Origin of the sequence: Pedobacter sp. WC2423 (assembly GCF_040822065.1) — a bacterium.
Lineage (GTDB): Bacteria > Bacteroidota > Bacteroidia > Sphingobacteriales > Sphingobacteriaceae > Pedobacter.
Genome location: NZ_CP162005.1, coordinates 5,095,474 through 5,120,199 on the forward strand (window position 1 = coordinate 5,095,474; position 24,726 = coordinate 5,120,199).

The 24,726-nt window shown below is 39.4% G+C and carries 20 protein-coding genes; 9 read left to right on the plus strand and 11 right to left on the minus strand.

Features of this window, described 5'->3' with window-relative positions; translation table 11 throughout:
- Window positions 1–10: 10 nt before the first annotated feature.
- Genes AB3G38_RS21310 through AB3G38_RS21320 form a run of 3 tightly spaced genes read left to right on the plus strand, consistent with a single transcriptional unit; the run spans window position 11 to window position 5,995 of the window.
- A complete protein-coding gene (locus AB3G38_RS21310; RefSeq protein ID WP_367865726.1) occupies window positions 11–3,304 on the plus strand; it encodes a SusC/RagA family TonB-linked outer membrane protein in 3,294 nt (1,097 codons plus the stop codon).
- Window positions 3,305–3,314: 10 nt separating this feature from the next.
- Window positions 3,315–4,679 (plus strand): RagB/SusD family nutrient uptake outer membrane protein, encoded by a 1,365-nt coding sequence (locus tag AB3G38_RS21315; RefSeq protein WP_367865727.1) that lies wholly within the window; start codon window positions 3,315–3,317, stop codon window positions 4,677–4,679.
- A 59-nt stretch (window positions 4,680–4,738) separates the two neighbouring features.
- Window positions 4,739–5,995, plus strand: coding sequence for a YdcF family protein (locus AB3G38_RS21320; RefSeq protein ID WP_367865728.1), 1,257 nt, complete (start codon window positions 4,739–4,741; stop codon window positions 5,993–5,995).
- 385 nt (window positions 5,996–6,380) lie between these two features.
- Here AB3G38_RS21320 and AB3G38_RS21325 read toward each other — a convergent pair whose 3' ends face one another.
- From AB3G38_RS21325 to AB3G38_RS21335, 3 genes are all read right to left on the minus strand, one after another.
- Entirely contained in the window at window positions 6,381–6,785 is a 405-nt protein-coding gene (locus tag AB3G38_RS21325) for a hypothetical protein (RefSeq protein WP_367865729.1), read from the minus strand.
- 6 nt (window positions 6,786–6,791) lie between these two features.
- Window positions 6,792–8,123: an L-lysine 6-transaminase gene (gene lat, locus AB3G38_RS21330; RefSeq protein WP_367865730.1), complete on the minus strand. Its 1,332-nt coding sequence runs from the start codon at window positions 8,121–8,123 to the stop codon at window positions 6,792–6,794.
- A gap of 198 nt (window positions 8,124–8,321) precedes the next feature.
- Window positions 8,322–9,200, minus strand: coding sequence for a 1-aminocyclopropane-1-carboxylate deaminase/D-cysteine desulfhydrase (locus AB3G38_RS21335; protein WP_367865731.1), 879 nt, complete (start codon window positions 9,198–9,200; stop codon window positions 8,322–8,324).
- 173 nt (window positions 9,201–9,373) lie between these two features.
- Between AB3G38_RS21335 and AB3G38_RS21340 the strand changes: the two genes are divergently transcribed.
- Together AB3G38_RS21340 and AB3G38_RS21345 are read left to right on the plus strand one after the other, a co-directional pair.
- Entirely contained in the window at window positions 9,374–10,402 is a 1,029-nt protein-coding gene (locus AB3G38_RS21340; RefSeq protein ID WP_367865732.1) for an RluA family pseudouridine synthase, read from the plus strand.
- Window positions 10,403–10,409: 7 nt separating this feature from the next.
- On the plus strand, window positions 10,410–11,249 hold the full coding sequence (locus AB3G38_RS21345) for an aminotransferase class IV (RefSeq protein WP_367865733.1): 840 nt from the start codon (window positions 10,410–10,412) through the stop codon (window positions 11,247–11,249).
- 8 nt (window positions 11,250–11,257) lie between these two features.
- Here AB3G38_RS21345 and fmt read toward each other — a convergent pair whose 3' ends face one another.
- Window positions 11,258–12,166, minus strand: a complete 909-nt coding sequence (gene fmt / locus AB3G38_RS21350) for a methionyl-tRNA formyltransferase (protein ID WP_367865734.1) — start codon at window positions 12,164–12,166, stop codon at window positions 11,258–11,260.
- Between the two features lie 114 nt (window positions 12,167–12,280).
- Between fmt and AB3G38_RS21355 the strand changes: the two genes are divergently transcribed.
- A complete protein-coding gene (locus tag AB3G38_RS21355; protein WP_367865735.1) occupies window positions 12,281–13,330 on the plus strand; it encodes a DNA topoisomerase IB in 1,050 nt (349 codons plus the stop codon).
- Window positions 13,331–13,336: 6 nt separating this feature from the next.
- Here the strand turns inward: AB3G38_RS21355 and AB3G38_RS21360 are convergent, their stop codons facing one another.
- Window positions 13,337–14,086, minus strand: coding sequence for a DeoR/GlpR family DNA-binding transcription regulator (locus AB3G38_RS21360; protein ID WP_111635574.1), 750 nt, complete (start codon window positions 14,084–14,086; stop codon window positions 13,337–13,339).
- Between the two features lie 88 nt (window positions 14,087–14,174).
- Here AB3G38_RS21360 and AB3G38_RS21365 point away from each other — a divergent pair, with 88 nt between their 5' ends.
- On the plus strand, window positions 14,175–14,726 hold the full coding sequence (locus AB3G38_RS21365; RefSeq protein WP_367865736.1) for a 5'(3')-deoxyribonucleotidase: 552 nt from the start codon (window positions 14,175–14,177) through the stop codon (window positions 14,724–14,726).
- Window positions 14,727–14,784: 58 nt separating this feature from the next.
- Here the strand turns inward: AB3G38_RS21365 and AB3G38_RS21370 are convergent, their stop codons facing one another.
- Complete coding sequence (locus tag AB3G38_RS21370; protein ID WP_367865737.1) at window positions 14,785–14,997, minus strand: hypothetical protein; 213 nt, start codon at window positions 14,995–14,997, stop codon at window positions 14,785–14,787.
- Window positions 14,998–15,013: 16 nt separating this feature from the next.
- Window positions 15,014–16,270: an exo-beta-N-acetylmuramidase NamZ domain-containing protein gene (locus AB3G38_RS21375; protein ID WP_367865738.1), complete on the minus strand. Its 1,257-nt coding sequence runs from the start codon at window positions 16,268–16,270 to the stop codon at window positions 15,014–15,016.
- 104 nt (window positions 16,271–16,374) lie between these two features.
- Between AB3G38_RS21375 and AB3G38_RS21380 the strand changes: the two genes are divergently transcribed.
- Window positions 16,375–17,595 carry an ABC transporter permease gene (locus AB3G38_RS21380; RefSeq protein ID WP_367865739.1) on the plus strand — a complete coding sequence of 407 codons (1,221 nt, stop codon included), beginning with the start codon at window positions 16,375–16,377 and terminating at the stop codon, window positions 17,593–17,595.
- Window positions 17,596–17,667: 72 nt separating this feature from the next.
- Here the strand turns inward: AB3G38_RS21380 and AB3G38_RS21385 are convergent, their stop codons facing one another.
- On the minus strand, window positions 17,668–20,076 hold the full coding sequence (locus AB3G38_RS21385) for an alpha/beta hydrolase family protein (RefSeq protein ID WP_367865740.1): 2,409 nt from the start codon (window positions 20,074–20,076) through the stop codon (window positions 17,668–17,670).
- 183 nt (window positions 20,077–20,259) lie between these two features.
- Between AB3G38_RS21385 and AB3G38_RS21390 the strand changes: the two genes are divergently transcribed.
- Window positions 20,260–21,564, plus strand: a complete 1,305-nt coding sequence (locus tag AB3G38_RS21390; protein WP_367865741.1) for a DEAD/DEAH box helicase — start codon at window positions 20,260–20,262, stop codon at window positions 21,562–21,564.
- 67 nt (window positions 21,565–21,631) lie between these two features.
- On the opposite strand, the gene mazG is transcribed toward AB3G38_RS21390, so the two are convergent.
- The 3 genes from mazG to AB3G38_RS21405 form a co-directional block, all read right to left on the minus strand.
- On the minus strand, window positions 21,632–22,438 hold the full coding sequence (gene mazG / locus AB3G38_RS21395; RefSeq protein ID WP_367865742.1) for a nucleoside triphosphate pyrophosphohydrolase: 807 nt from the start codon (window positions 22,436–22,438) through the stop codon (window positions 21,632–21,634).
- Between the two features lie 87 nt (window positions 22,439–22,525).
- Window positions 22,526–23,638 carry an AI-2E family transporter gene (locus AB3G38_RS21400; RefSeq protein ID WP_367865743.1) on the minus strand — a complete coding sequence of 371 codons (1,113 nt, stop codon included), beginning with the start codon at window positions 23,636–23,638 and terminating at the stop codon, window positions 22,526–22,528.
- A gap of 92 nt (window positions 23,639–23,730) precedes the next feature.
- Window positions 23,731–24,687: an aldo/keto reductase gene (locus AB3G38_RS21405; protein WP_367865744.1), complete on the minus strand. Its 957-nt coding sequence runs from the start codon at window positions 24,685–24,687 to the stop codon at window positions 23,731–23,733.
- Window positions 24,688–24,726: the final 39 nt, after the last annotated feature.

Consider the following 24,726-nt stretch of genomic DNA (forward strand, 5'->3'; position numbering starts at 1 on the left):
ACCATAGATTATGCTTAGAAAATTTACCAAACATCTGTTCTTTTGCCTGCTGCTGATCGCAGTTTCGGTAAAAGCCTGGGCTCAGACCTCTGAGATTACCGGGATTGTAAAAGATGAAATGGGGCAGCCCTTAATCGGAGCCACCATACTTTTACAGAATATGAAAACCAATGATAAGAAAGGGATCATGGTGAATAAAGATGGCAAGTTCCTGATCAGCGGGCTATCTGCAAATATACCGTATACCATCAGTGCCTCTTACATTGGCTATGCCACAAAAACAATGAATAATTATCTGCTCAAAGCAGGCGAACAGGCTACCCTGCTAATCCAGTTAAATCCTGATTCCAAAGCTTTATCAGACGTGGTTATTGTCGGGTATGGAAGTCAGAAAGCAAAAGACGTCACTACTTCAATTGCCAGTATTAAAGCAGCTGACATCGAAAATCAGCCTATCAGTAATGCTGCGGAGGCTATGGTCGGTAAAATGGCAGGTGTGCAGGTTTCGCAAGGCTCTGGTACACCGGGAGGAGCCCTGTCCATTAAAGTTAGAGGAGTAGGGACGATCACCGCAGGCTCCAACCCTTTGTATGTTATAGATGGTGTGCCAATTTCCAACGACAATATTAACACCTTAAACACCAATGATATCGCTTCTATCGAAGTACTGAAAGATGCATCCTCAGCAGCCATTTATGGTTCCAGAGGTTCTAACGGTGTAGTGCTGATTACGACCAAACAAGGTAAGAACGGTGTCTCTACCATCAATGTAAACAGTTATACCGGCTGGCAGACGCTATCGCATAAAATCAAAATGATGGATGCCTATCAATATTCCCAAATGGTGCTGGATTCGAGAAATAACTCCTATACAGATGCGATGGATGCCATTAACAGAAAAAATAATGCTTTAGGTTCGCCTGCTGTCAATTACAATATCAATGACAGTAATGGCACCCGCTTGTTTAATACTTCGAACAATACCAATACGGTAATTCCGCAAGAAATTCTACCATATCTGCAAGGTCAGCAAGGCTTAACCAATACCGACTGGCAGAATGAAATTTTCAGGGTAGCACCGATACAAAATCATTCCATTTCTGCTGCTGGTGGTAGCGAGCTGCTTAAATATTATGCCTCTCTGGAATACTTTAATCAGGATGGTATCATTTTAAACAGCGGTTTTAAACGCTATAGCGGCAGGTTAAACCTGGAAGGGAAAAAAGGAAAAGTAAGATATGGCGTTAACTTCAATCCATCGGTTATCAATGAAAAAAGGGTGAACGCGAATGGTGCTTACAATTCGAATGGTGGTGGAATCGTTGCGTCCGCCTTACATTATTCACCTATTTTTCCGGTATATAATCCAGATGGAAGTTATAGCTATGCACAAAACTCCTGGAGTCCCGGAACGATTACTACTTTGCCTAACAACACCGTGGCAAGCGGGAATGGTGAAACCCAGGCCTGGAACCCGGTTGCTTTAGCTAATTTGCAAAAAGATGACGTGAGTGCTCACCGAATGACAGGAAGTGCATTTATTGAAGCAGAAATATTCAAAGACCTGAAATATAAACTTCAGTTAGGTGCTGATATTTTCAATAGCTCAGAAGATACTTTCAGACCTTCTACACTTCCTCAATCCAATACTGCCGGAAACCCATTGTCTGAAGCTACAGGTTCTTCCAGAACGATTAAAGAAACCAACTGGTTGTTAGAACACACCTTAAATTATAATAAAACTATTGGTGACCATAGCATCAATGCTTTATTGGGCTGGTCTAACCAAAAAGATGATTTAAGTGGAAATTATGCTTTTGCTTCCAAAGGATTTATCAGTGATCAGGTTGAATACCTGAGTGCAGGTCTGGTGACCAATGGAACTTCTACCCGTACCCAATGGGCTTTAGCATCCGGCATTGCAAGATTGCAGTATAGCTACAAAGGAAAATACCTGTTTACGGGCTCAGTAAGAGCAGACGGGTCTTCGAAATTTGGGAAAAACAACAAATGGGGCTATTTCCCATCTGCATCTCTTGGATGGAGATTGTCAGAAGAAGATTTCCTTAAGAACTCAGAAGCAATCTCTGACTTGAAATTAAGAGCCAGTTACGGTCTGACCGGTAATTTTAATATCCCGAACTACGGATCACAAGGTGCGATGACTAATTACGGTTATGTATTTGGCGGTGCTACTCCATCCGTTATCAATGGTGCAGCACCATTTGCACAACCTAATGATGATTTGAAATGGGAAAAAACAGCACAATTAAATCTTGGATTTGATGCCTCTTTTTTCAAAAACAAGCTGACCTTATCTGTTGATGTTTATAACAGCAACACCAACAATTTATTATTGAATGTTCCTGTCCCTATATCTACAGGTTTTTCTACCGAACTTAAAAACATCGGTAAAGTCAACAACAAGGGAATCGATATCAATTTAGGCACACAGCAGCAATTTGGTGCAGTAAGATGGACAGGAAACGCGAACTTCTCGAAGAATATTAATAAAGTCGTAGAACTTGGTCCTGGTAATGCAGACATTATCAAGACCGGATCTGTTGCCAATGCCTATTTCATTACCAGAGTTGGTGAGCCTATTGGTTCTTATTACCTGCCAGTAGTTTTGGGTGTATTTAAAAATCAGGCAGAAGTCAATGCTTACCCGCATTACACAGATACCCAGGGAAACTATGATCTGAATACCTCTAAGCCCGGTGATTTTAAATTTAAAGATGTAGATGGTGATGGCGTGATTGACCTGACCAAAGACAGAGAAATTGTTGGAAATTACCTGCCTAAATTCACCTACGGCTTTGCAACCTCAGCAGAATACAAAGGTGTAGATCTGAATATCTCTATGCAAGGCGTTTACGGTAATAAAATTCTGAATCTTTCCCGCAGATATTTTGCGAACAAAGAAGGTAATATGAACAATATGGTAAGTTCTCTGGATCGTTGGATGTCGGAAAGTAATCCAGGAAGCGGGCAGGATGTAAGAGCTAACCGTGCTTCAAAAGGCAGTAACGGAACAACTTCTACCTGGCATGTTGAAGACGGATCTTATTTGCGAATCCGTAACATTGCTTTAGGTTATACTTTCCCAGCTGATTTAGTGAAGAAGATGACGCTAACCAAACTTAGAGTGTATCTATCAGTACAAAACCCTTTTACTTTCACGAAGTATTCAGGATACAATCCAGAAGTGACCAACCGGTCTGACGCCACCACAAATGGGGAGGATTACGGCGTTTATCCAACTTCAAAAACAATATCCTTAGGTATTAACATCACTTTATAAAATCAGAACCATGAAAAATTACATATACATTCTTATTGGTGGTTTAATGCTGACAGCCACATCCTGCAAGAAATTCCTGGATTTAAAACCACAGGATTCCTATACCGAAAGTACTTTTTATGTGGATGAAAAAGGGCTTCAGGGAGGCCTGATCAGTTGCTATGATGCGCTGCAAACTGATAGCCTTTACGGAAACAACCTTTTAACTCTGGGAGAAATCCGAGGAGACAACATTACGGACAACGATCCAGGTTCAGGTGCAGGTGTGCGGAATCAAATTGAGGTATTTGCTGAAACTTCGGCTAACAATATTCTTTCCGGCAGCTGGCAAGGACACTACAAAGCAATTTACCGTTGTAACATTATTCTGGATAGAGCACCTGCTATTGTGATGAATGAAACCACAAAAAACCAGATCATTGCACAAGCAAAATTTATCCGTGCGCTAAGCTACTTCAACCTGACCAGGCTCTGGGGTAACGTTCCATTGGTTACTAAAGTTCAAAAAACAGAAGAGGCCCGTGAAAACAGCCGTTCCACACCCGCACAGATTTATCAGCAGATTAGTAATGACCTGACTGATGCAGCAGCGAAACTCCCGGTTTCCTGGTCTGACGCACAAAGAGGAAGAGCAACCAGTTACGCTGCTTCAGCCCTTTTGGGTAAAGTCTACCTTTATCAAAAGAATTACACGATGGCAGCTTCAACCCTGCAGCCTGTAGTTACTGCGATTTATGCCGGAACTACTTTAGCAACTGTACCACAAACTACTACTTTTCCCAACGCATTAAAAACAAGTAAAGACATCATCTTTGCAGTTCAGTATCTTTCAGGCGGTGTAAAAGAGTTTGTAAACCAGGATAACCGTTATAGAAATAACAACAACACTAACATCATTAATTTACCACAAAGTTTGTTTGAAGCTGGTGATAACCGTAAAGCACTTCTTGCTGTAACCGGTACAGGAGGCCGTCCGGGAAAGTTTAATACACCACAGGTAAACAATGAAACCAGTAGTGATTTTCCAGTGCTCCGCTGTGCTGAAGTATTGTTAATGTATGCAGAAGCATTAAATGAAGTTGCTTATGGAAATACAGATGCATTTACAGCGCTGAACGCAGTACGTACCAATGCAGGCATTGCTGCGAAAACTCCTGCGATGCTGACGTCGCAAAATTCCTTCAGAACAGCCCTTTATCTGGAAAGAAGATTAGAGCTGGCCTTAGAAGCCGACCGCTGGTTTGACATTGTAAGAACCAATCAGATGGCTACAGTCTTCCCTGGTATTCCAACCTTCAGAAGCCTCTATCCAGTACCACAGGTAGAAATTGATAACGTCAATAAAAAAGACGGCTGGCAGAACACCGGTTACTAAAAAAATCGTAGCAGTTATTTTGGTAACTGCTACGATTTTAACAACTTTAACAAAAAACTATGAAAGCTTTTTTTCTGCTATTTTGCAGCTGGCTAATCACGATAACAGCCATTGCCCAAAATCAAAATCATGGGCCATCCAACCAATACATCCTTCAAAACACAGCTAACCCAGTTCAATATAAAAACTATTACCTGCTAACCCTATTACAAAAAGATGCCGCGGTGAAGACACTGATCCAAAAAGACCCCGTGTTCAGCGAACTCTTAAAAAATAAAACAGCCAGCATCAATGCTGCGTTAAAAAACTGTGGCAGCGACATCCCATGTCTCACTATAACAATCAAATTCAGTCCCGAAGAAATAGCCGCAGTAAGTAACCGTCTGCAAGCCCTTTTTAAACCAGGTAATGCATTAGCCCTGCTGATTAGTCAGGATCTCGTTCCATCCGGCTGTTACAATAGCTATGATAACCTGAAACCCGTAGAAATGCTAACCAAGGCCTGGGAGCAAGATGCCAGCGCTATAAACAATACCATCAATATCTACGTAAACGGTCAAAAGCCCAATTACCCGGCTATAGACTCCATTAGTTTTGACCTCAAAGACAAAAACTATCCAGAGTTAGTCAATACCAGTGCAAAACTGAGTCTGGCCTCAAAAAACACCCTGTACTTTGAACCGTCTTTGCAATTTGCTTTGACCGCGCTGGAAATCAATGAAAGAAATGACGCTGCCGATTACGAGCCCATGACCAGTACCGTAAACAAAGCCGCTCTTTCCTCTATTAAAAACACAAACTTCAAAGCCTATCCTTACACCTTGATCCTGGTACCTGGAGAAGGCCCCGAAGAACATGATACCGAACTCAGTGCAGGAGGGATGCTCCGCTGCCGTTTAGCAGCAGAACAATACCAAAAGAAGGCCGCACCCTACATTATGGTTTCCGGCGGGAGAGTGCACCCCTACAAAACAAAATACAGCGAAGCTTATGAAATGAAGAAATTTCTGATGCAAACCTTACAAATCCCTGAAAGTGCTATCCTGATGGAACCACACGCAAGGCACACCACTACCAACCTGCGTAACGCTTCAAGACTAATCTACCGTTACCATATCCCAATGGAACAACCTGCATTGGTCGTAACTACTAAATCACAAAGCATGTACATCAGTGATATCATGCCCCAGCGCTGTATCAAAGAACTAGGGTACGAACCCTATAAAACCGGAAAACGTTTATCAGATAATGACCTTGAATTTTACCCAAATACCAAATCCTTACAAATAGATTTTGATGAACCTATGGACCCATAAGGTTTATCAAAATCTTTCTCCATTTAGTTTCTTCATCCGGTAGTTGCATATTTTTTCTTCTTTGGATTCTTCTATCTGGAGCACTTACAAGGATTTCTTCCGGCAGGTTACCGCAATAAATTTCTTCTCTTAGTTTCTTCTATCCGGTCGCTGCATATTTTTTCTTCTTTAAGCTCCTTCTATTTTTTTCTCAACCAAACACGAAACAACCAAATCCATCCATTTCTCTAACATCTAAGCAGATTTTCAAGGAAGAAGGATTATTAGAAAAAGAAAAACCACCCTGCTATATTTCTGACATGTTTAATCGCTTTTCGCGGTTAAATCCGTCAGAAATATAGCAGGGTGGTTTTTGTTTCTATCTTACCTGGAAAAACCCCAGATCTTAGTTAAATGGCCGTTTGGTAATACTCGTGTTCCCCATGGCGCTTTTCTCATATAACCCCACACAACCCCTATCGAACGAACTATCAAAATTCACCCTTCCAGCGCCTAACTCTGTCGGCACCCTGCTCCCTTCCAAAAAATAATAAACCTTTGTATTTCCACCCTTATGATGCGGCTTATAATTTCCATAAGTTTCCATTTCTGACCAGATTGTATCCTTTACCGTTACTGCGAACACATATTGAACCGGGCCAGTATTATTCTCATTTCTATACTGAGCAACCTCTTTGAAACCAGCCTTAAGATCGCCTGCTCCAGGTTGAAAAAACGTACCCTTCAACATCCAGCCCACTAAAACCACTACCATTACTCCCAGGAAAATATTAGTCTTTGTATTGCGCATCTTATCCTATAAATCAACTAACACCTTATGCATAACCTCTAAACCCAAATCAATATGACTTTTCTCCATGATCAGTGCAGGGCGGAAACGAACCGTTTGCGGCCCGCAACCCAGGAACATTACATTATGCTCCAGACCCTTCTGAATAAACGCATTACGCATCTCACCATTCGGGAAATCAAAAGCACAAAGCAGACCCTTGCCGCGTACATTACTAATCTTATCATATTTCTGAGCTAATCCTTCCAGATTTTCCTTCAGATATGCCCCAACACCAGCTGCATGATCACACAACTTGTCTTCTTCAATAATCTGAAGAATCTTTGTCGCTCTCACCATATCAACCAGATTACCACCCCAGGTAGAATTAATCCTTGAAGGAACACGGAAAACATTATTTTCCACCTCATCTACCTTATTTCCAACTAATATTCCACAAACCTGCATTTTCTTACCAAAAGCCAGAATATCAGGACGTGCCTTTTCACTATAATGCTGATGGCACCAGAACTTACCTGTTAACCCAACACCAGTTTGTACCTCATCATAAATCAGGAAAGCATCATTCTCATCAGCGATACTGCGAAGTTGAACTAAAAACTCTTCACGTAAATGATTATCACCACCTTCAGACTGGATCGGCTCAATAATAATTGCGCAGATATCATCCTTGTAATCGGCAAAAGCCTGTTTCACCTGGGCTATAGAAAGCTCTTCTGTATGGATTGCCGTTGTTAAGTTATCATGTTCCAGCGGAAACTTTACTGTAGGAATAGAAACCCTTGGCCAGTCAAACTTGGCGAACCATTTTGTTTTGTCCGGTAATGTATTTGTTAAACTTAAAGTATAACCAGTTCTGCCGTGAAAAGCCTTCTCGAAATGCAGTACTTTAAATCCTTTTTCTTCTTTGTGACCCTTCGCAAAGTTTTTCTGAACCTTCCAGTCCATTGCAACTTTAATTGCATTTTCAATAGCTAACCCGCCACCTGCAATAAAAAAAGCATGAGGAAGATAAGAAGGGATACCAATCGCGCCAAAAGTTTTTACAAATTCTGCATACTGCTGTGTATACACATCAGAATTTGAAGGGTTTGCCATTGCTGCCTGCAACAGATTTTGTGTAAAAACAGTATCATTAACCATTTTTGGATGATTATATCCAAGGGGAACAGATGCGAAACAAGTAAAGAAATCCAGTAATGTCCGCTTGTACTTTGAGTCGTAAATGTATGCTCCCTGGCTTTGTCCCATATCATAGGTTAAATCAAATCCATCAGCTAAAACATGCTGACTTAAAATCTCATTTACCTGATCAGGAGCTACAGTAAGTTGGTACATAATTCTTATATTTTGGTTTATCCAAATTTAGTAAAATGCCCCTGAATAACAAGTTCAGGCCATGTTTGGCCTAAAAAAACAAAAACAAGGTTTAAACAGTTTAAAGTATGATTTTAACAGAAAAATATTTTTAGCATCACAAATGTTAATAATTTTCATGACAACATTCAGACAGATTCGTCTTATAAACGGCAGATTTTAGTCTTTTAATTTATCTTTCATCCCCATGATTCCCAATAATCCACCGGTATGCAAAGCCACGATTTTTTCTCCTTTCGGAAAATAACCTTTAATTGCTAAATCGTTAATTGAGAAAAACATTTTGGCCGTATAAACAGGATCGGTTAACATTCCATGCTTAGCCGTAAAACCCTTCATAAATCCCAGTAAATCCGGAGTAGTTTTCGCATAACCACCAAAATGATAATCTGTATGTAAAATCAACCTTTCATCATTCGCAGACACATACCCACTGATCTCTTCCCTGATAAACTCACCGCCTTTCAGTACAGGGACTACATGGAGTTTCGTTTTTAAACCCGCTTTTTGAATTCCCTGTAATAAACCTGCCGCTGTTGTACCAGTTCCCGCTGCACAAAATAGGTGATCTATATCCTGCGGAAGTTCAGCAATAATTTCAGCACAACCCAGTACTGCCTCAACACAGGCACCTCCCTCATTAATAAAATACGTGTCAGCATGGTTCGCCGAATATTCCGCATAACAAGCATGCTTATTCTTATAAGCTTCCCTGTCAATAAAAATCAACTCCATTCCGTATAAAGAACAAAGCACCAGCATTTCATTGTTTACTTTTTCACCCCTCACAAAAGCCGTTGCCTTTAATCCTGATCTCGCAGCTGCGCAAGCAGTAGCCACCAGGTGATTCGAATAGGCCCCGCCAAAAGTGACCAGATGTGTTTTTCTTGCAGCTATAACATCTTGTAAAATATATTTCAGTTTACGCCATTTATTTCCCGAAATATAAGGGTCAATTAAATCATCTCTTTTGACCCATAACTCAGCTAAATCCGAATGTTTTAACTGTTGTAAAGGACTGTGTAAATCTGTAAACATGGACAAATTTAACGCGTTTAGCTTAAAATTAGACTATAATCAATTTTATCGGTTAAATTTTCAACTTTTCTACGACTTAAAGATTAGTTTTGTAAAATGGAATTAGTATAGGGTCTGCTCTCCTGAAGAGTGTCAGGCTGTGTATTTGTCCATAACATTTGATAAAATAAATAATGGAAAACAATAACAACGGACTGGAATTAGAAGAGCAGGATTTATACGAACATTTTAATATTGTTGTAGACAAAGGGCAGTCCTTATTGCGAATAGATAAATTTTTGATGCACCGTATGGAGAATGCTTCAAGAAATCGCATACAAAATGCGATTGAAGCAGGGAACGTACTGGTGAATAAAGCCACTATAAAAGCTAGCTATAAAGTTAAACCAGCTGATGAGATTTCGATTGTGTTTCCTCATCCGCCAAGAGATACTGAAGTTTATCCGGAAAATATCCCATTGGATATTGTTTATGAAGATGATGACTTACTGATTGTAAATAAGGTGGCAGGAATGGTTGTACACCCTGGGTTTAACAATTATACAGGAACATTGGTTAATGCACTTGCCTTCCACTTTGAGTCCTTACCACAATTACCTGGTAATGAAGGCAGGCCAGGTCTGGTACACCGTATTGACAAAGATACTTCGGGATTGCTGATTATCAGTAAGAACGAAATTACGATGACTAAACTGGCCAAACAGTTTTTTGACCACAGTATTACCCGGAAATATCTGGCATTAGCCTGGGGCGATATCAAAGAAAATGGTACAGTATCTGGTTATATTGGTCGTAGTGCCAAGAACAGAATTGTCATGGATGTTTATGACGAAGAAGACAAAGGAAAATGGTCAGTTACGCATTATACTGTTTTAGAACGTTTAGGTTATGTGACTTTAATTAGTTGTCAGCTTGAAACGGGTCGTACGCACCAGATCAGAGCTCACATGCAGCATATTGGTCACCCATTATTTAACGATGCGAATTATGGCGGAGATAAGATCCTTAAAGGAACAACGTTTACAAAGTATAAACAATATGTAGCCAACTGCTTTGAGATGTTACCGCGACAAGCTTTACATGCACAGACTTTAGGGTTTATACACCCGACTACCAGGGAATATATGGAATTTGAAGCACCATTGCCTCCGGATTTTGATTCTGTACTTAACAAATGGAGAAACTACATCGCACAGCCATAAGAATTTAATGCAACAAGAATATATTTTACATAACGATCAGTTCATTGCGATAGACCAGCCTATCCTGACAGCCAAAAACAGAGGCTTCAGGTATGGTGACGGACTGTTTGAGTCTATGCGGATGTCTGGAGGTAAATTGAAGTTTGCCGAATTGCATGCTGATCGTTTGCAGGCGGGAATGAATGCGCTGAAAATGGAGGGAGGAATTCTGTTTGATGATTATTTCCTGAAACAGAAGACTACTGAACTTTGTAAACGCAATAAGCTAAAAGATAATGTGAGGTTCCGTTTATCTGTTTACCGGGAAGGCGACGGGCTATATACGCCCGACAGCAATAAATCGGGATACATACTGGAAGCGGCCCCGCTCGCTGCAGGAGGTTACGAGCTGAATAAAAAAGGACTGATCATCGATGTTTACGATGAGGTTACTAAACCGATTAATAAACTGTCTACCTATAAGACGAGTAATTCATTACTTTATGTGATGGCTGGTTTATATAAGCAACAAAACCGGCTGGATGAAGCTTTCATATTAAATCAGCACGGCTTTCTGTGCGAAAGTATCAGCTCTAATATTTTTGTGATTTACGACAAAAAGATTTATACCCCAGCTCTTTCCGAAGGATGTATTGCCGGGGTAATGCGTAACGTAGTTATGAAAGTGGCTAAAACCAATCAGATTCCTGTAATAGAAGCACAAATTAATCCTGAAGTCTTAAAAGAGGCAGATGAGGTGTTTATTACCAATGCTACTTCTGGTATCCGCTGGGTGATGGGTTATGGTAAAAAACGATATTTTAATGAAATAACAAAGTCTTTAAGTTCTTTACTCAATGCGTTATAGCTATTCAGCTATAAACGCATTCCCCTTAAAAATTCGTCAACCATCATTCTTTTCTTGCCTTCATACTGTACATCCAGTAAGGTAATATAACCATCCTGAGCAGCAAACTTTAAATAGCTTTTGCCATCGGTTATAAACATGCCAGGGCTTACTGAAGGAGTGGTTTCTTCAAACCCTGCTTTGAAGATCTTAATTGTCTTTTCATTTAATGCTGCGAAAGCAGTAGGATATGGACTCAGCCCTCTGATCAGGTTATAGATTGTTTTTACAGAATTATTCCAGTCCACTTTACAGAACTCTTTGAATATTTTGGGTGCATGTTTCAACTCTGCAGAAAAGATCTGCGGCTGTTCTGTATAGTCACTGGCTTCAATTGCTTTTACTGTTTTAACCAATAAACCAGCACCAGCATTCATCAGGTGATCATGCAGATCGCCAGCCGTATCGTCATCAGCAATAGGTACTGTCTTTGAGAAAATTACATCACCGGTATCAATTTCGTGTTTCAAAAAGAACGTAGTGACTCCGCTTTCTTTTTCTCCATTGATAATTGCATGATTGATTGGCGCTGCACCGCGGTATTGAGGTAAAAGAGAACCATGTAAATTAATCGTTCCTTTAGGAGGCATATTCCATACAATTTCCGGTAACATGCGAAAGGCTACCACCACATGCAAATCTGCATTTAAAGCTTTCAGCTCCGCGATGAAATCAGGATCTTTTAACTTCAATGGCTGCAATACTTTTAAACCTTTTTCTACAGCATATTTTTTAACAGCGCTTTCCTGTAATTTCTGACCTCTTCCTGCTGGTTTATCCGCTGCGGTAACGACACCTGCGATTTCAAATCCGGCTTCTGCCAGCGCATTTAAAGAAGCAACGGCAAAATCGGGCGTTCCCATGAAAACTATTTTCATATGTGTTTGTTTGGTTTATTCGTGATCAAATTATTGTAAGGCCATGATGGTTAAACATCCTGTCTTTCTCTAGCAAAATAACTAAAAATTTAACGCATATTTTGTTTAATCTATATGGTTCAGACTTCAGAAGAAATTAAAGAAATTGGTTTAGTATATGTTACTGACAGTATGCCTGGTCTTTACCGCAAAGGAAAACCCGGAAAATTTTATTACGAAGACCATAACGGTCAGCGGGTAAAAGATGAGGCGCAGCTGGAAAGAATCAAAGCGCTGGTATTACCACCAGCCTGGACTGAAGTATGGATTGCTGCAAAAAAGAACGCTTATTTGCAGGCAACCGGGTTGGACGTGGCAAAACGCAAGCAATACCGGTACCATACCAAATGGACTTCCAGGAGATCTGATCTTAAATATTACCGGCTGCTGGAATTTGGAAAAGTCTTACCACAAGCCAGAAAGAGAATCGCGAAAGATTTAAAAAGGCCTGTATATGATGAACAGAAGGTTTTGGCTATTTGTGTGCAACTGATGCAAAAGACGCTCATTCGCGTTGGCAATGAAGCTTATGCACAGCTTTATGGCAGCTATGGTTTATCTACACTAAGAAATAAACACGCTAAAGTAAATGGGAATGTGCTCCAGTTAAAATTTGTGGGTAAAAAGGGGGTAAAGCAAGAAGTGGCCCTTAATGATAAGAGCCTGGCCAAAATGGTCAAAAGTTGCATGGAAATTCCCGGACAAGATTTATTTCAATACTACACTGCCGATTCAGAACGCAGGGCGATAGATTCGGGAATGATTAACAATTATATCAGAGAAATTACCGGGAGTGATTTTACCGCTAAAGATTTTCGCACGTGGGGTGGCACGCTGGAAGCCTTAAGACAACTGGCTATTTGTACAGGCAATGTGGAAGAAGAACGGCCTAAGAAAAAAATTGTTACCGAAGTCATGAAATGTGTGGCCAGTAAATTAGGTAATACACCTGCCGTCTGTAAAAGTTCCTATGTGTATCCACTGCTGATCGAAGCTTTTGAAAACGATCAGTTGTTAAAGTATATGAAAAAAATACATACTGACAGACCTGATACTATCCAGGCGATGGAAAATGACGAAAAAGTCTTAATGAAATTTCTCAAAGCTGTGCAGAAGAAATTATAATAACACTTATTCCAGTCTGATGCCCAGATCACGATAACTTTTAAGGTTTTCATGATTTGGATCGGTATCCGTAATGATAATATCAAGGTCACTTGTACTGGTAATATAATAAGACTCGGTGGTGTCAAGCTTTTCAAATGTGGCAATGGCGATCACTTGTTTGGAGGTCTCGACCATCGCCTTCTTAATCTGGCAGTCTTCATAACTGATACCTGTAACCCCGGAGATCAGGTCGATACTGCATATGCCAAGAAAACAGATGTCCGGGCGGATACCCCGGATAGTTTGTATGACTTCAAATCCAGTAGTGGAAAAAGATGATTTATTTAATCTGCCGCCTAAAAAAATAACTTCAATAAAAGGATGGTCTTCTAACACCGTCGCTACAGGGAAGCTATTGGTTACTACCGTGATTTGCAGATCTCTGGGTAAATGTGTCGCAATAGCAAGTACTGAAGTACCAGAGTCAAATAACACAACCTGACCGTTTTTAATAAGTTTTATTGCTTTTTGTGCGATGATTTCTTTATGAGACACGTCATAATGTTCTCTTTCCCGGAAATGCTGAGGGATAGGGGAACGGGAAATTGCCCCGCCACGAACTGCTTTTAGTAATCCCTGGTCTGATAGCTCTTTAATATCACGCCTTACGGTATCCTCAGAAACCGCTAAAAGCGTGCTTAAATCTCCTAAAAGTACTTTTCGTTCTTTACGAATATGCTCAATAATCAGTTGTAATCTTTCGGCCTTAATCATCTTAGTCGCAAATATACAAATAAAAACTATTGCATATTTGCAGTATATTGCAATTTATTGCTATATTTGTTGCAATATATTGCGAATTATGAATAGAGAAAGAAAAACAATAGCTATCGATATGGACGGTGTAATTGCCGATACAGAAGCACAGTTTATGGATTGGTATGAAAAAGAGCATGGAATACGTGTTCCAAGAGAAGAAAGACTAGGTGTACCGGAGTCAGATGGTTTTCCCGACAAAACTGCGATCAGAAGATATGTCTATACCCCAGGTTTTTTCAGGACAATTCCTGTTATGCCAGGAGCAATTGAAGCAGTAAAAATGCTAATGGAAGATTATGAAGTTTTCATCGTATCTGCTGCAACAGAATTTCCGCAATGCTTATCAGAGAAGCTGGAATGGTTAAATGAATATTTTCCATTTATAAACTGGACAAATATAGTTTTGTGTGGAGATAAGAGTATCATTGATACGGATTACCTGATTGATGACCACTGTAAAAACCTTGATTTTTGCAAAGGAAAGCCGATTATGTTTAACGGGTCACATAATGTAAATCAATTACACCATACGCGGGTAATGAATTGGGATGAATTACTGGATTTGTTTGAGCAAGAAAAGCTTTCAGCCGTATAAATCTTGTGATGTGCCGGAATAAAGATAAAACCTCCTCCCAATTTGGGAAGAGATTTCTTTATACACCTTTTTTAGGTGCTTTTTTTATAGACTCAACAGGCTGTTCCTCCCGTTCTCTCTTTTTTGCGGGATCCTTAAACTCAGGTTCATCTTTAGTGTAATCTTCATCCTCCGGTTTTTTTACTGCTTTATTTCCTTCATCAACCTCAGGAACCGGTTCCTGAAAATTACTGCTTGGTTTTTCATTTTTTCTTTTAGGGTCCTTGTTCATCAAGATCAGTTTAAGGTTAAGGATACAACAAGTATTTCTTGCGCATCTTTTTGTACTGACTTAATCCTGGTTCCCAGCTTGCCCTGATTTCTTTTTCAGATTTACCTGCAATGATTTGCTCTTTTAAGCTATAAACACCAGCAAGCTTATCAAAATTATTCATTTGCTTGCTGAGCTTGAAGTTGAAAAAATCTGCTTTATCAGGATAGGCCTGGTACAATTCAATAAGCCACTTAAGGTTTAACACCTTATTCTTCCTAAGGTTTGAAATATTATAATTTCTCAGATCTAAACCATAACATTCCTGATTTTGATGTAAAGGAGTTTCTGCCATTCCTTTGATACTTTTCGGGGTGAAAGAAAAGGTGTATTTTCCTTTTAGCGCGGGTGCACCCAAAACAGTAAACGGAAACTGAGTTCCGCGGCCCTGACTGAGGTAGGTTCCCTCAAACAGACACAGCGTGGGGTAAAGTAAAATAGATTGCTGTGTATTTAGATTCGGAGATGGCTTAACAGGTAAATCATATGGCATATCATGGGTGTAACCTGCTACTTTAATAATCGTGATTTTACACTTCAATTTATTTTTAAGCCAGCCTTCTCCATTTAACATTTGTGCATATTCTCCAACGGTCAGCCCGTGGACAATAGGAATTGGTTTTAGTCCGATGCCCGATACCAGTCTGGAATCCAGAATAGGGCCATCTATATAAAACCCGTTAGGATTTGGTCTGTCCAGAATGATCAGTTCCTTTTTATTTTCTGCGCAAGCCTGCATCACATATTGCAGGGTATTAATATAAGTATAGAAACGTACACCTACATCCTGAATGTCAAAAACCATGATGTCCACATCAGCTAAATCTGCCGGGGTAGGGATCTCATGTTTACCATATAAGGAAACTGCTTTGATTCCTGTTTTTTTATCGATCGCATCGTCTACTTTAATTCCAGCACTGGCATCACCTCTGAAACCATGCTCAGGGCCGAATATTTTGACAATATTTACGCCGCGTTTTAAAAGGCTGTCTACCGACGTGGTTTCATTAATCACAGAAGTTGGATTGACCACCATTCCAACCCGTTTTCCTTGAAGCAGCGGCAGATATTTTTCCGTTTGGGCTGCTCCGGTCAGGATTTCATGACCAGTATTTTTACTTTCTGCTGGTTTCAGGGCGGAACTATCATTATCAGTCAATTTTGAATTAGCACAAGCCTGTATGCTGAATATAGCCAGGCAAACCGGGAGCAGGATGGAAGAAGATAGTTTCATAAGACCTTTTTTTACTTATTATAGTTGAATTCAAAATCAAATAACCATTTTTGCTATTGTCTGTTTTTATTAACCAGGCTCTAAGTTACAGTTTATTAAAAATTTTGAATACAGAATATTTCATAGCCAGGCGAATTGCCATTAAATCAGAACGCACATTTTCGAAGCTGATCGTCCGTATTGCTATTGCGGGGGTGATGCTAAGTCTTGCCGTTATGATGTTATCGGTGGCCATTATCAAAGGCTTTAAAACAGAAATACAAGAAAAAGTAAGAGGATTTGTTGGCGATGTCAGGATTTTTAAACTCGATTTAAATAATTCCTTTGAACTCACACCTTTTGTTCCTACAGCCAAAACTTTAACTGACCTGAAAGAAAATAAGGATATTGCTTATTTTCAGTTCTATGCTACAAAACCGGCTATCATTTCAGCAAATGATGAAGTGGAAGGAACTAATTTTAAAGGTGTAGACCGCAATTTCAACTGGGATTATATCAGTAAACATCTGGTCAGCGGCAGGATTATGGACTTTTCTGACAGTACTAAAGCGACTAAAGAAATCCTGATTTCTTCTTTCACTGCCAACCGGCTGAAACTTAAAACCGGAGATAGCTTTGTGATGTACTTTGTACAGAATCCTCCACGTAAACGCCCCTTTAAGATTGTAGGGATTTATGATATTGGAGTAGAGGAAATTGATAAAAGTTTTGTACTTGGAGATATTAACATCATCAGGCGCTTAAATAACTGGCAATCCAATGAGATTGGTGCAATTGAGATCAAACTTAAAAAATTTTCCCGTTTGCAGCCGGCTTCCGATAAGATTTATTCTACCATGGAGATTAACCTTAAATCGGAATCTGTTAAAGAATATTTTCCAAATATTTTCACATGGTTATCTCTGCTTGATGTCAATACGAGGGTTTTGCTTGTCTTAATGATGATTGTTGGGGTAATTAATATGATTACTGCCTTGCTGATCATGATTCTGGAAAGAACCAATATGATCGGGATGTTAAAGGCTTTCGGGATGACGGACTTCAGTGTAATGAAAGTGTTTTTATACAATGCCCTTTACTTAGTTGGAATAGGCTTGTTATTAGGAAATATTCTTGGTTTGGGTTTAGGCTTTCTACAGCAATACACGCATATATTCAGGCTGAACCAAGGCTCCTATTACTTATCCTACGTGCCCATAGAATTCCATTTTATTGATGTGCTGATTCTTAATCTGGCCACCATTGTAATTTGTTTCGTGGTATTGATCCTGCCATCTTTACTGGTGAGCAGAATATCTCCGCTAAAAGCGATACGTTTTAAATAACGATGATATTTAACCTGAAAAAGGTTGCATCTTCATAGATTGCAACCTTTTTCAGGTTAAATATTTAGTCTTTTATTTTGCGTTTTTCACATATTTATCTAACCAGGAATTCATCTCCCAAAGGCAGTGTAAAATGTTTTCTTTACCACGGTAACCATGTGCTTCATAAGGTAAGAAGACCAATCTTGTTGTTCCACCATGACCTTTGATTGCATTAAACAAACGCTCACTGTTAATTGGAAAAGTACCTGTATTATCATCAGAATCTCCATGAATCAATAAAAGCGGAGTTTTAATCTTATCTGCATAACTGAAAGGGCTCATTTCATAGTATAGTTGTGGAACTTCCCAATATGTACGGTCTTCATTCTGGAATCCAAAAGGAGTCAGTGTTCTGTTATAAGCGCCACTGCGTGCAATACCAGCTTTAAAGAGGTTGGTATGTGCCAGTAAATTTGCAGTCATGAATGCACCATAACTATGTCCGCCTACTGCCATTCTGTTTCTATCTCCAACACCAAGGTCAGCAAGTTTATTAATTGCAGCCTCTGCATTTAATTTTAACTGGTCAACGAAAGTATCATTTGGTTTTTTTCCGTCTTTTGCTACAATTGGCATTTCTGCATTGTCAAGGACAGCGTATCCTTGTGTAACCCAGTAGATCGGAGAACCCCAGGTTAACATAGTGAAACGATCTTTAGAACCTCTGATTTGCGCCGCATCAGCCGCAGAATTAAACTCTCTTGGATAAGCCCAGATCAGTGCAGGCAATGGGCCATCTTTAGCCTTGTCATAACCTTTTGGTAAATATAAATTACCTGTAAGATCTATCCCATCAGCACGTTTGTAAGTGATTTTCTCTTTAGTAGTTCCCTCCAGCCCCGGGTATGGATTAGTGAAATCAGTTACTGGTCTGTCGGCTATTCTAAGTACCAGGTTTTTAATGTAATAATTTGGTACATCTTTTTGTGACTCTTTTCTGGTTAGTAACACTAACTTGTTAGCATCCAGTACATCTACAACGTATTCATAAAACCCTTCTGCACTACGCCAGATAATCTCGTTCTTTTTAGAAGCCAGATCAAATTTTGCCAGGAAAGGTAAATCGCCTTTTGGAGAGGAGCCTGTGATATTGTTCATCAATAACCTGGTTCCGTTATCTACAGTTTGTACAACCTGACGGCCATAAGCATTCTTCTCTGTAACCGGATTACCTGGGTTATTGTAATTGTCAGTCTCATTTAATTCATATAAAGTCTCAATTGTTCCCTTAGCTGGATTATAGCGACTTAATTTGATGGTTTGTTTACCACGAAGTTCTTCCCTGACCAAGGCAAGAGTTTCATTTCCCCAGATAGTTTCACGGTAACGGGTAACTGTTTTAAAAAGCTCTTTAGCTTCACCAGAGAATGGTGCGCTTAAAGCATAGATTGCATCATGAAATGGAACTTGTTTTTTGATCAGTCCGCTGTCCAGTGGCTGTGCCCATGTGATAGTTGCCGCCTGATCTGCTCTCCATTCATAATTGCGGGGAACATTCTGCGTATTGTCATTTCCGGATGGAGTGCTCTCTTTAGAAGGTAATTCGGCCAGAACTTTAATCGATTTACCAGACAGATCCGTAATTTTCACTGTCCTGGGAAAACCATAAGCTGGAACCAGATAAGAAAAAGGTTTACTGATCGTTTCCTGCAACAGGTATTTTTTGTCAGGAGAAACATCAACGCCAGCATACATTGCGGGCTGTCCGATTAAGGTTTGTGCCCCATTTTTATATTGAACTAATTGCGAGGTCGCAAAGAACTCAAATAATTGCTCATCGAATGGAGTTTTAATTAAATCCTGATAGGTTGGATTTGGTGCAGCCTTGCCAATATTCTGTTGGATAGAAGGTCCTTTAGGCAATAATGGTTTAACCGGGATCGCACTGGCTGGCTTTGTTGCGATTCTATATAAAAGAGTCTGGTCATCCACCCAGGTAATTCCACCACCTAAAGTTACATTTAAAGGTTGCTGATTAATTTTAACTGCTTTTAAAGTTGCGATATCTATAACATATAAATCAACACCTTTTGGAGTGGTCTGTGTGAAAGAGATTTTATTTTGTGAAGGATTCCATAAGGCGTTAGCTGCGGCTAGTGGAGCAGGAAGGCCATTAATTTTGGCTATTTTTCCTGTTTTAATATTTTTTAGTGTAAAGTCATTAATAAATGTCTGCCTGCTTGGTGAGAAATTATCGGGGTTGATGCGTAATCCTGCGATGCGGAATTCAGGCATGGCTAATTCTTCCACAGAAGGGTAAGAGTTTTTGGTGCTGAGCAGCATCCATTCTGCTTTACTATCAAGACTCACTGCAGGTGTGGGATTGGCTAATAAAAGGTCGGCAATTGCTTTAGGTGGAAGCTGGTAGTTGACCGCATCTTGTGCAAATACGGATGTTGCAGCCGTAAATAATAATAAGGTCAGTAATGTTTTCTTCATATTGATGGGAATTTGTTAATCTGGTAAAACTACAAAATCAAGTAACCCCATCGGCTTTAATCGTATCAAAATCTTGATACAATAGGATTTTAAATCCGATATTTTATGGTTTCGCACAGATTATACCGGATATTGTGCTTATTTCCGTAAATTTGGCGAAATATCAATTTTAACTGAAATACTGTGTCGTTAGATAAATTAAAACTAAGTAAGCCCCTGATTACAGCAATGACTGATGCCGGGTACTTAACCCCGAAAGAAATCCAGGCAAAAACTATGTCTAGAATTTTGGGTGGGCAGGATATACTTGCTGTAGGTCCGGAAGGATCAGGTAAAACAACAGCCTATATCCTTGGCGTTTTAATGCGTTTGAAATATACGAAAGATGATGCGCCAAAAGTTTTAATATTAGTGGCAGATAAGGATCGTGCAATCGCTGTAATTGATCAGTTTATTTCATTAAGTAAAAACAGAGATCTGAATATTGTTGGTCTTTATGGTACTGGAGGGGTAGAAGCCGAAGTTAATGAATTGGTTTTGGGTATCGATATTGTTGTCGCAACACCAACCAGAGCAAGAGCCATTTATTTAAAACTGGGTTTGAACTTAAGTAAACTTCAGACTTTTATTGTGGATGATGCCGCATTAATTGTACAGCAGGGAATGCAATTACCTGTTTGTGAATTGGCAAGAAGTGCTGGTAAATGTCAGCATCTGGTTTTCACAGAGGTTGTTCATGAAAAATTAACTAAAATGACGGATCAGTTCCTGAACTTCCCTACGGTAATTGAAGTAGAGGATTTTGGGGATTCGAAAACTGAAACGGTTACACAGGTACTTTACCAGGTTCCTAATTATAAGACTAAGATAAATCTGCTGCGTCATTTATTACGTGATGATGAAGTATTCAATAAAGTAGTAGTTTTTGTGAATTCAAGACTTACTGCACAAAAAGTGGCTATCAGTATCGCAAGTCCTAAAGAAATGGAATTTTCTATGTTCAGACCATTACATTTTGATGAAAATGGTTTTGATGATTTTGAAGATTTTAAACAGAGTGAAGGCGCAAGGGTACTTGTGGTGGCCAATCAGGGTGAAGGTCCGTTGGACCTGGATGGCATTCCATTTATCTTCCACTTTGATGTGCCTGAAGAAAAGGAAACTTTCCTGAGCCGAATTATTAAAAACAAGGAAAATCCTGAAGAAGTGGTTGCTATTACTTTTGCTACAGATATGGAGCTTGTTCAGGTGAAAAAAATTGAGCAGTCAATTGGTCAGAAACTTGAATTGATGGAACTTCCGGAAGAGCTTTTAGTGGAGAAAACATTAAGACCAAAAGGATTTGATAAAAACCGTGTAGTCAAAGTTAAAACTGAAGAACCTGCTGGTGGCGGAGCTTACCATGAGAAAAAAGAAAGTAACTCAAAGAATTATAATTATGGTATTGGTCAGAAAGCAAAAATGACCATGAAGAAAAAACATTCTTAATCCTATAAAATAAGGGGTCTGTTTTCATTAACAGACCCCTTATTTTTGCAATTTACTATAAGGTAATTTACAGTTTCTTAGCTTCATTCCAGTACACATCCATTTCTTCTAAAGTCATATCCTGCAAAGCCTGGCCATTATCTTTGGCCTTACTTTCTATATATTGGAAACGTTTAATGAATTTTCTGTTAGTTTTCTCTAAAGCGTTCTCAGGATTAATTCCAATAAATCTGGCGTAATTAACCAGTGAAAAAATAAGATCTCCAAATTCTGATTCCGCTTTTTCAATATCTATCGCTTCATTGTCAACAACATTATATTCATTCTTGAATTCCTGAAGTTCCTCTTCTACTTTTTCCCAAACCTGAGTTTTATTTTCCCAGTCAAAACCGATTCCTCTTGCTTTTTCCTGAATTCTGCTGGCCTTTACTAAAGCAGGAAGAGAAGCGGGCACACCACCCAATACTGATTTGTTACCTTCCTTTAACTTAATCTGTTCCCAATTACGTTTCACATCATTTTCATCCTGGACTTCTGCATCACCATAAATATGGGGATGACGGTTGATCAGTTTATCACAAACACTATTCAGTACGTCCACTATCGTGAAGTCATTGGTTTCCGAAGCGATCTTTGCGTAAAAAACCAGGTGCATCATCACATCTCCTAATTCTTTTTTAACCTCAGTTAAATCCCCATCCAGAATCGCATCAGACAACTCATAGGTTTCCTCTATCGTCAGGTGACGTAAAGTCTCCATGGTTTGTTTTCTGTCCCATGGGCAGTCCGTTCTCAAAGTATCAAGTATAGTTAATAACCTTTGAAACGCAGTAGAAGGATCGGCTGCAGTAATAGGAGGGATATGGTTTGGCATGGGATTTTATTTAAAATAAAGCGCTAAAATAACAAACCCATTCTATTTAAAAGAATGGGTTTGTTATTAAAAGATGCGGTAAACTTGTTACTCAGGTTCTTCCAGCTTAATTTTCTTGGTAATGCGGTATACCTTTCGTTTCCGCTCTGGCTTTTCCTGTTCACCAAGTAAAACTCCCCAGGGCTTTAATTCATCAACACGGTCGAAGATAATCTTTAACATAGCCAGATAGGGAATACATAAAAACATTCCTGATATACCCCACAGCATTTCACCAACAATAATTCCTATAAAAGCGAATAATGCATTGATTTTTACCTTCGAGCCTACCACCAGGGGCATCAGTATATTGCCATCCAATGTATGTATAGCTACATAAGCGATCAAAACGAACAGCACCTTGGTTGCACCAGCTGTTGCAAAAGTAATCAGCACACTGATCAGTAAAGAAGAGAAGATCCCAAGATAAGGAACCAAATTAAAAATACCTGTAATCAAACCTAACAAGACTGCGTACTTTACCCCGAGTAATGACAACACTATAATTGTTAATGTAGTTACAATCAGCATCTGAAGGAATAATCCTAAAATATAACGTTTAATGATGTACTGAATTTGCTCCACTATTTGTTTAACTTTTTCAGAATGTTCCTCTTTAAAAACTGTGATCAGGAAAGTAAAAAGGATTCGGCGGTAATTTAAAATGAAGAAAGTAAACAATAAAAGAAAAGCCAGGAATAATAACGTTGAAGATAAGGTCATTAAAGTGGCACCTAAAACAGTAGCACTGGATGCCAGCGCGCTGGTGGCACTATCTTTTAAGTAATCAATCTGTTTATGCGCATTGACATTAAAAGTATGAGAAACCCAGACTTGGAGGGATTCAAATGAATGTATGGCCTGTTGCTTCAATAAAGGCCAGTCTTGTCCTAAATCAGTAAGTTGGTTGGCCAGAAAGAGCATGATGCAGGCAATGACAGCAATCATAATAATAACAGACACAATAGAAGCTAAACTTCTTTTAAACCTCCATTTCTTCTCCAGGAAATTTGCCAGTGGTAATAATAAGAGTGCTAATAAAAATGAGGCAAGCAGCGGAGCCAGAAGACTGTGACCCAAAATGGCCAGATACCCCAGACAGATAATAGAAAATAGGACCAAAGCAAGCTTGGCGTAAAAAGGAGGGGAGATGTTTTTCATGCTCGGGTGAATTTAATAATAAAGTCTGGCTAAAAACAAATGCCCTGCCAAAATAATTAGCAGGGCATGATAAACAACTTGTTATTAAAATCTTATTCCCACGCACTTGCGGCATCCAATATAGAGATCACTTCCACATCAAGCCTTAATGCTGCTGCTTTTGTCAGATTATTTAATTGCGTTAAGTTAGTCACACTCGCAATCGGTGAAGTTACCGACGGTCTGGCCATCAGCCAGGCTAAAGCGACGCTGGCCAGAGAAGAATTGTATTGTTCTGAAACTTCATCCAATGCTTTTAAAATTCTGAATCCTCTTGGATTCAGAAACTCCTTGACCGCACTGCCTCTCTGGCTTTTGCCAAGGTCAGCTTCCGAACGATACTTTCCTGTCAGAAAACCACTTGCTAATGAATAATAGTTGATTACACCGACCTGATGATCCAGACAAATCTGTTCCAGTTCTTTTTCGAACCCCTCTCTTTTATATAAATTGTATTCCGGCTGAAAACTCTGGTACTTTGGCAAGCTTAAACGCGCACTGGTTTCCAAAGACTCCCTGAATCTTTCAGCACTGAAATTTGAAGCACCTATCCACCGTACTTTTCCTGCTCTGATCAATTGATCATAAGCTTCGAGTGTTTCCTGTACTGGGGTTTCCAGGTCATCATAATGCGACTGGTAAAGATCGATATAGTCAGTTTTTAATCTAAGCAGCGAAGCATCAACAGCTTCAAGTATATATTTTTTTGAAAGGCACTTTTTTCCGTTCAGCTCCATATTACTACCTACTTTTGTAGCTAATATGATTTGATTGCGGTTATTCCTTGCCTTCATCCAGTTCCCGATAATAGTTTCAGATTCGCCGCCCTTATTCTCTGGTACCCATCTGGAATATACATCAGCAGTATCAATAAAATTGAACCCTGCTTCTATAAAACCATCAAGAACTTCAAAAGATTGTTTCTCGTCTAATGTCCATCCAAAAACATTTCCCCCAAAAGTTACTGGCGAAACCAGTAAATCTGTATTACCTAATTTTCTTTTATCCATTGTAAATATTTGTTTTTCTCTAAGTATTTGTATTATTCA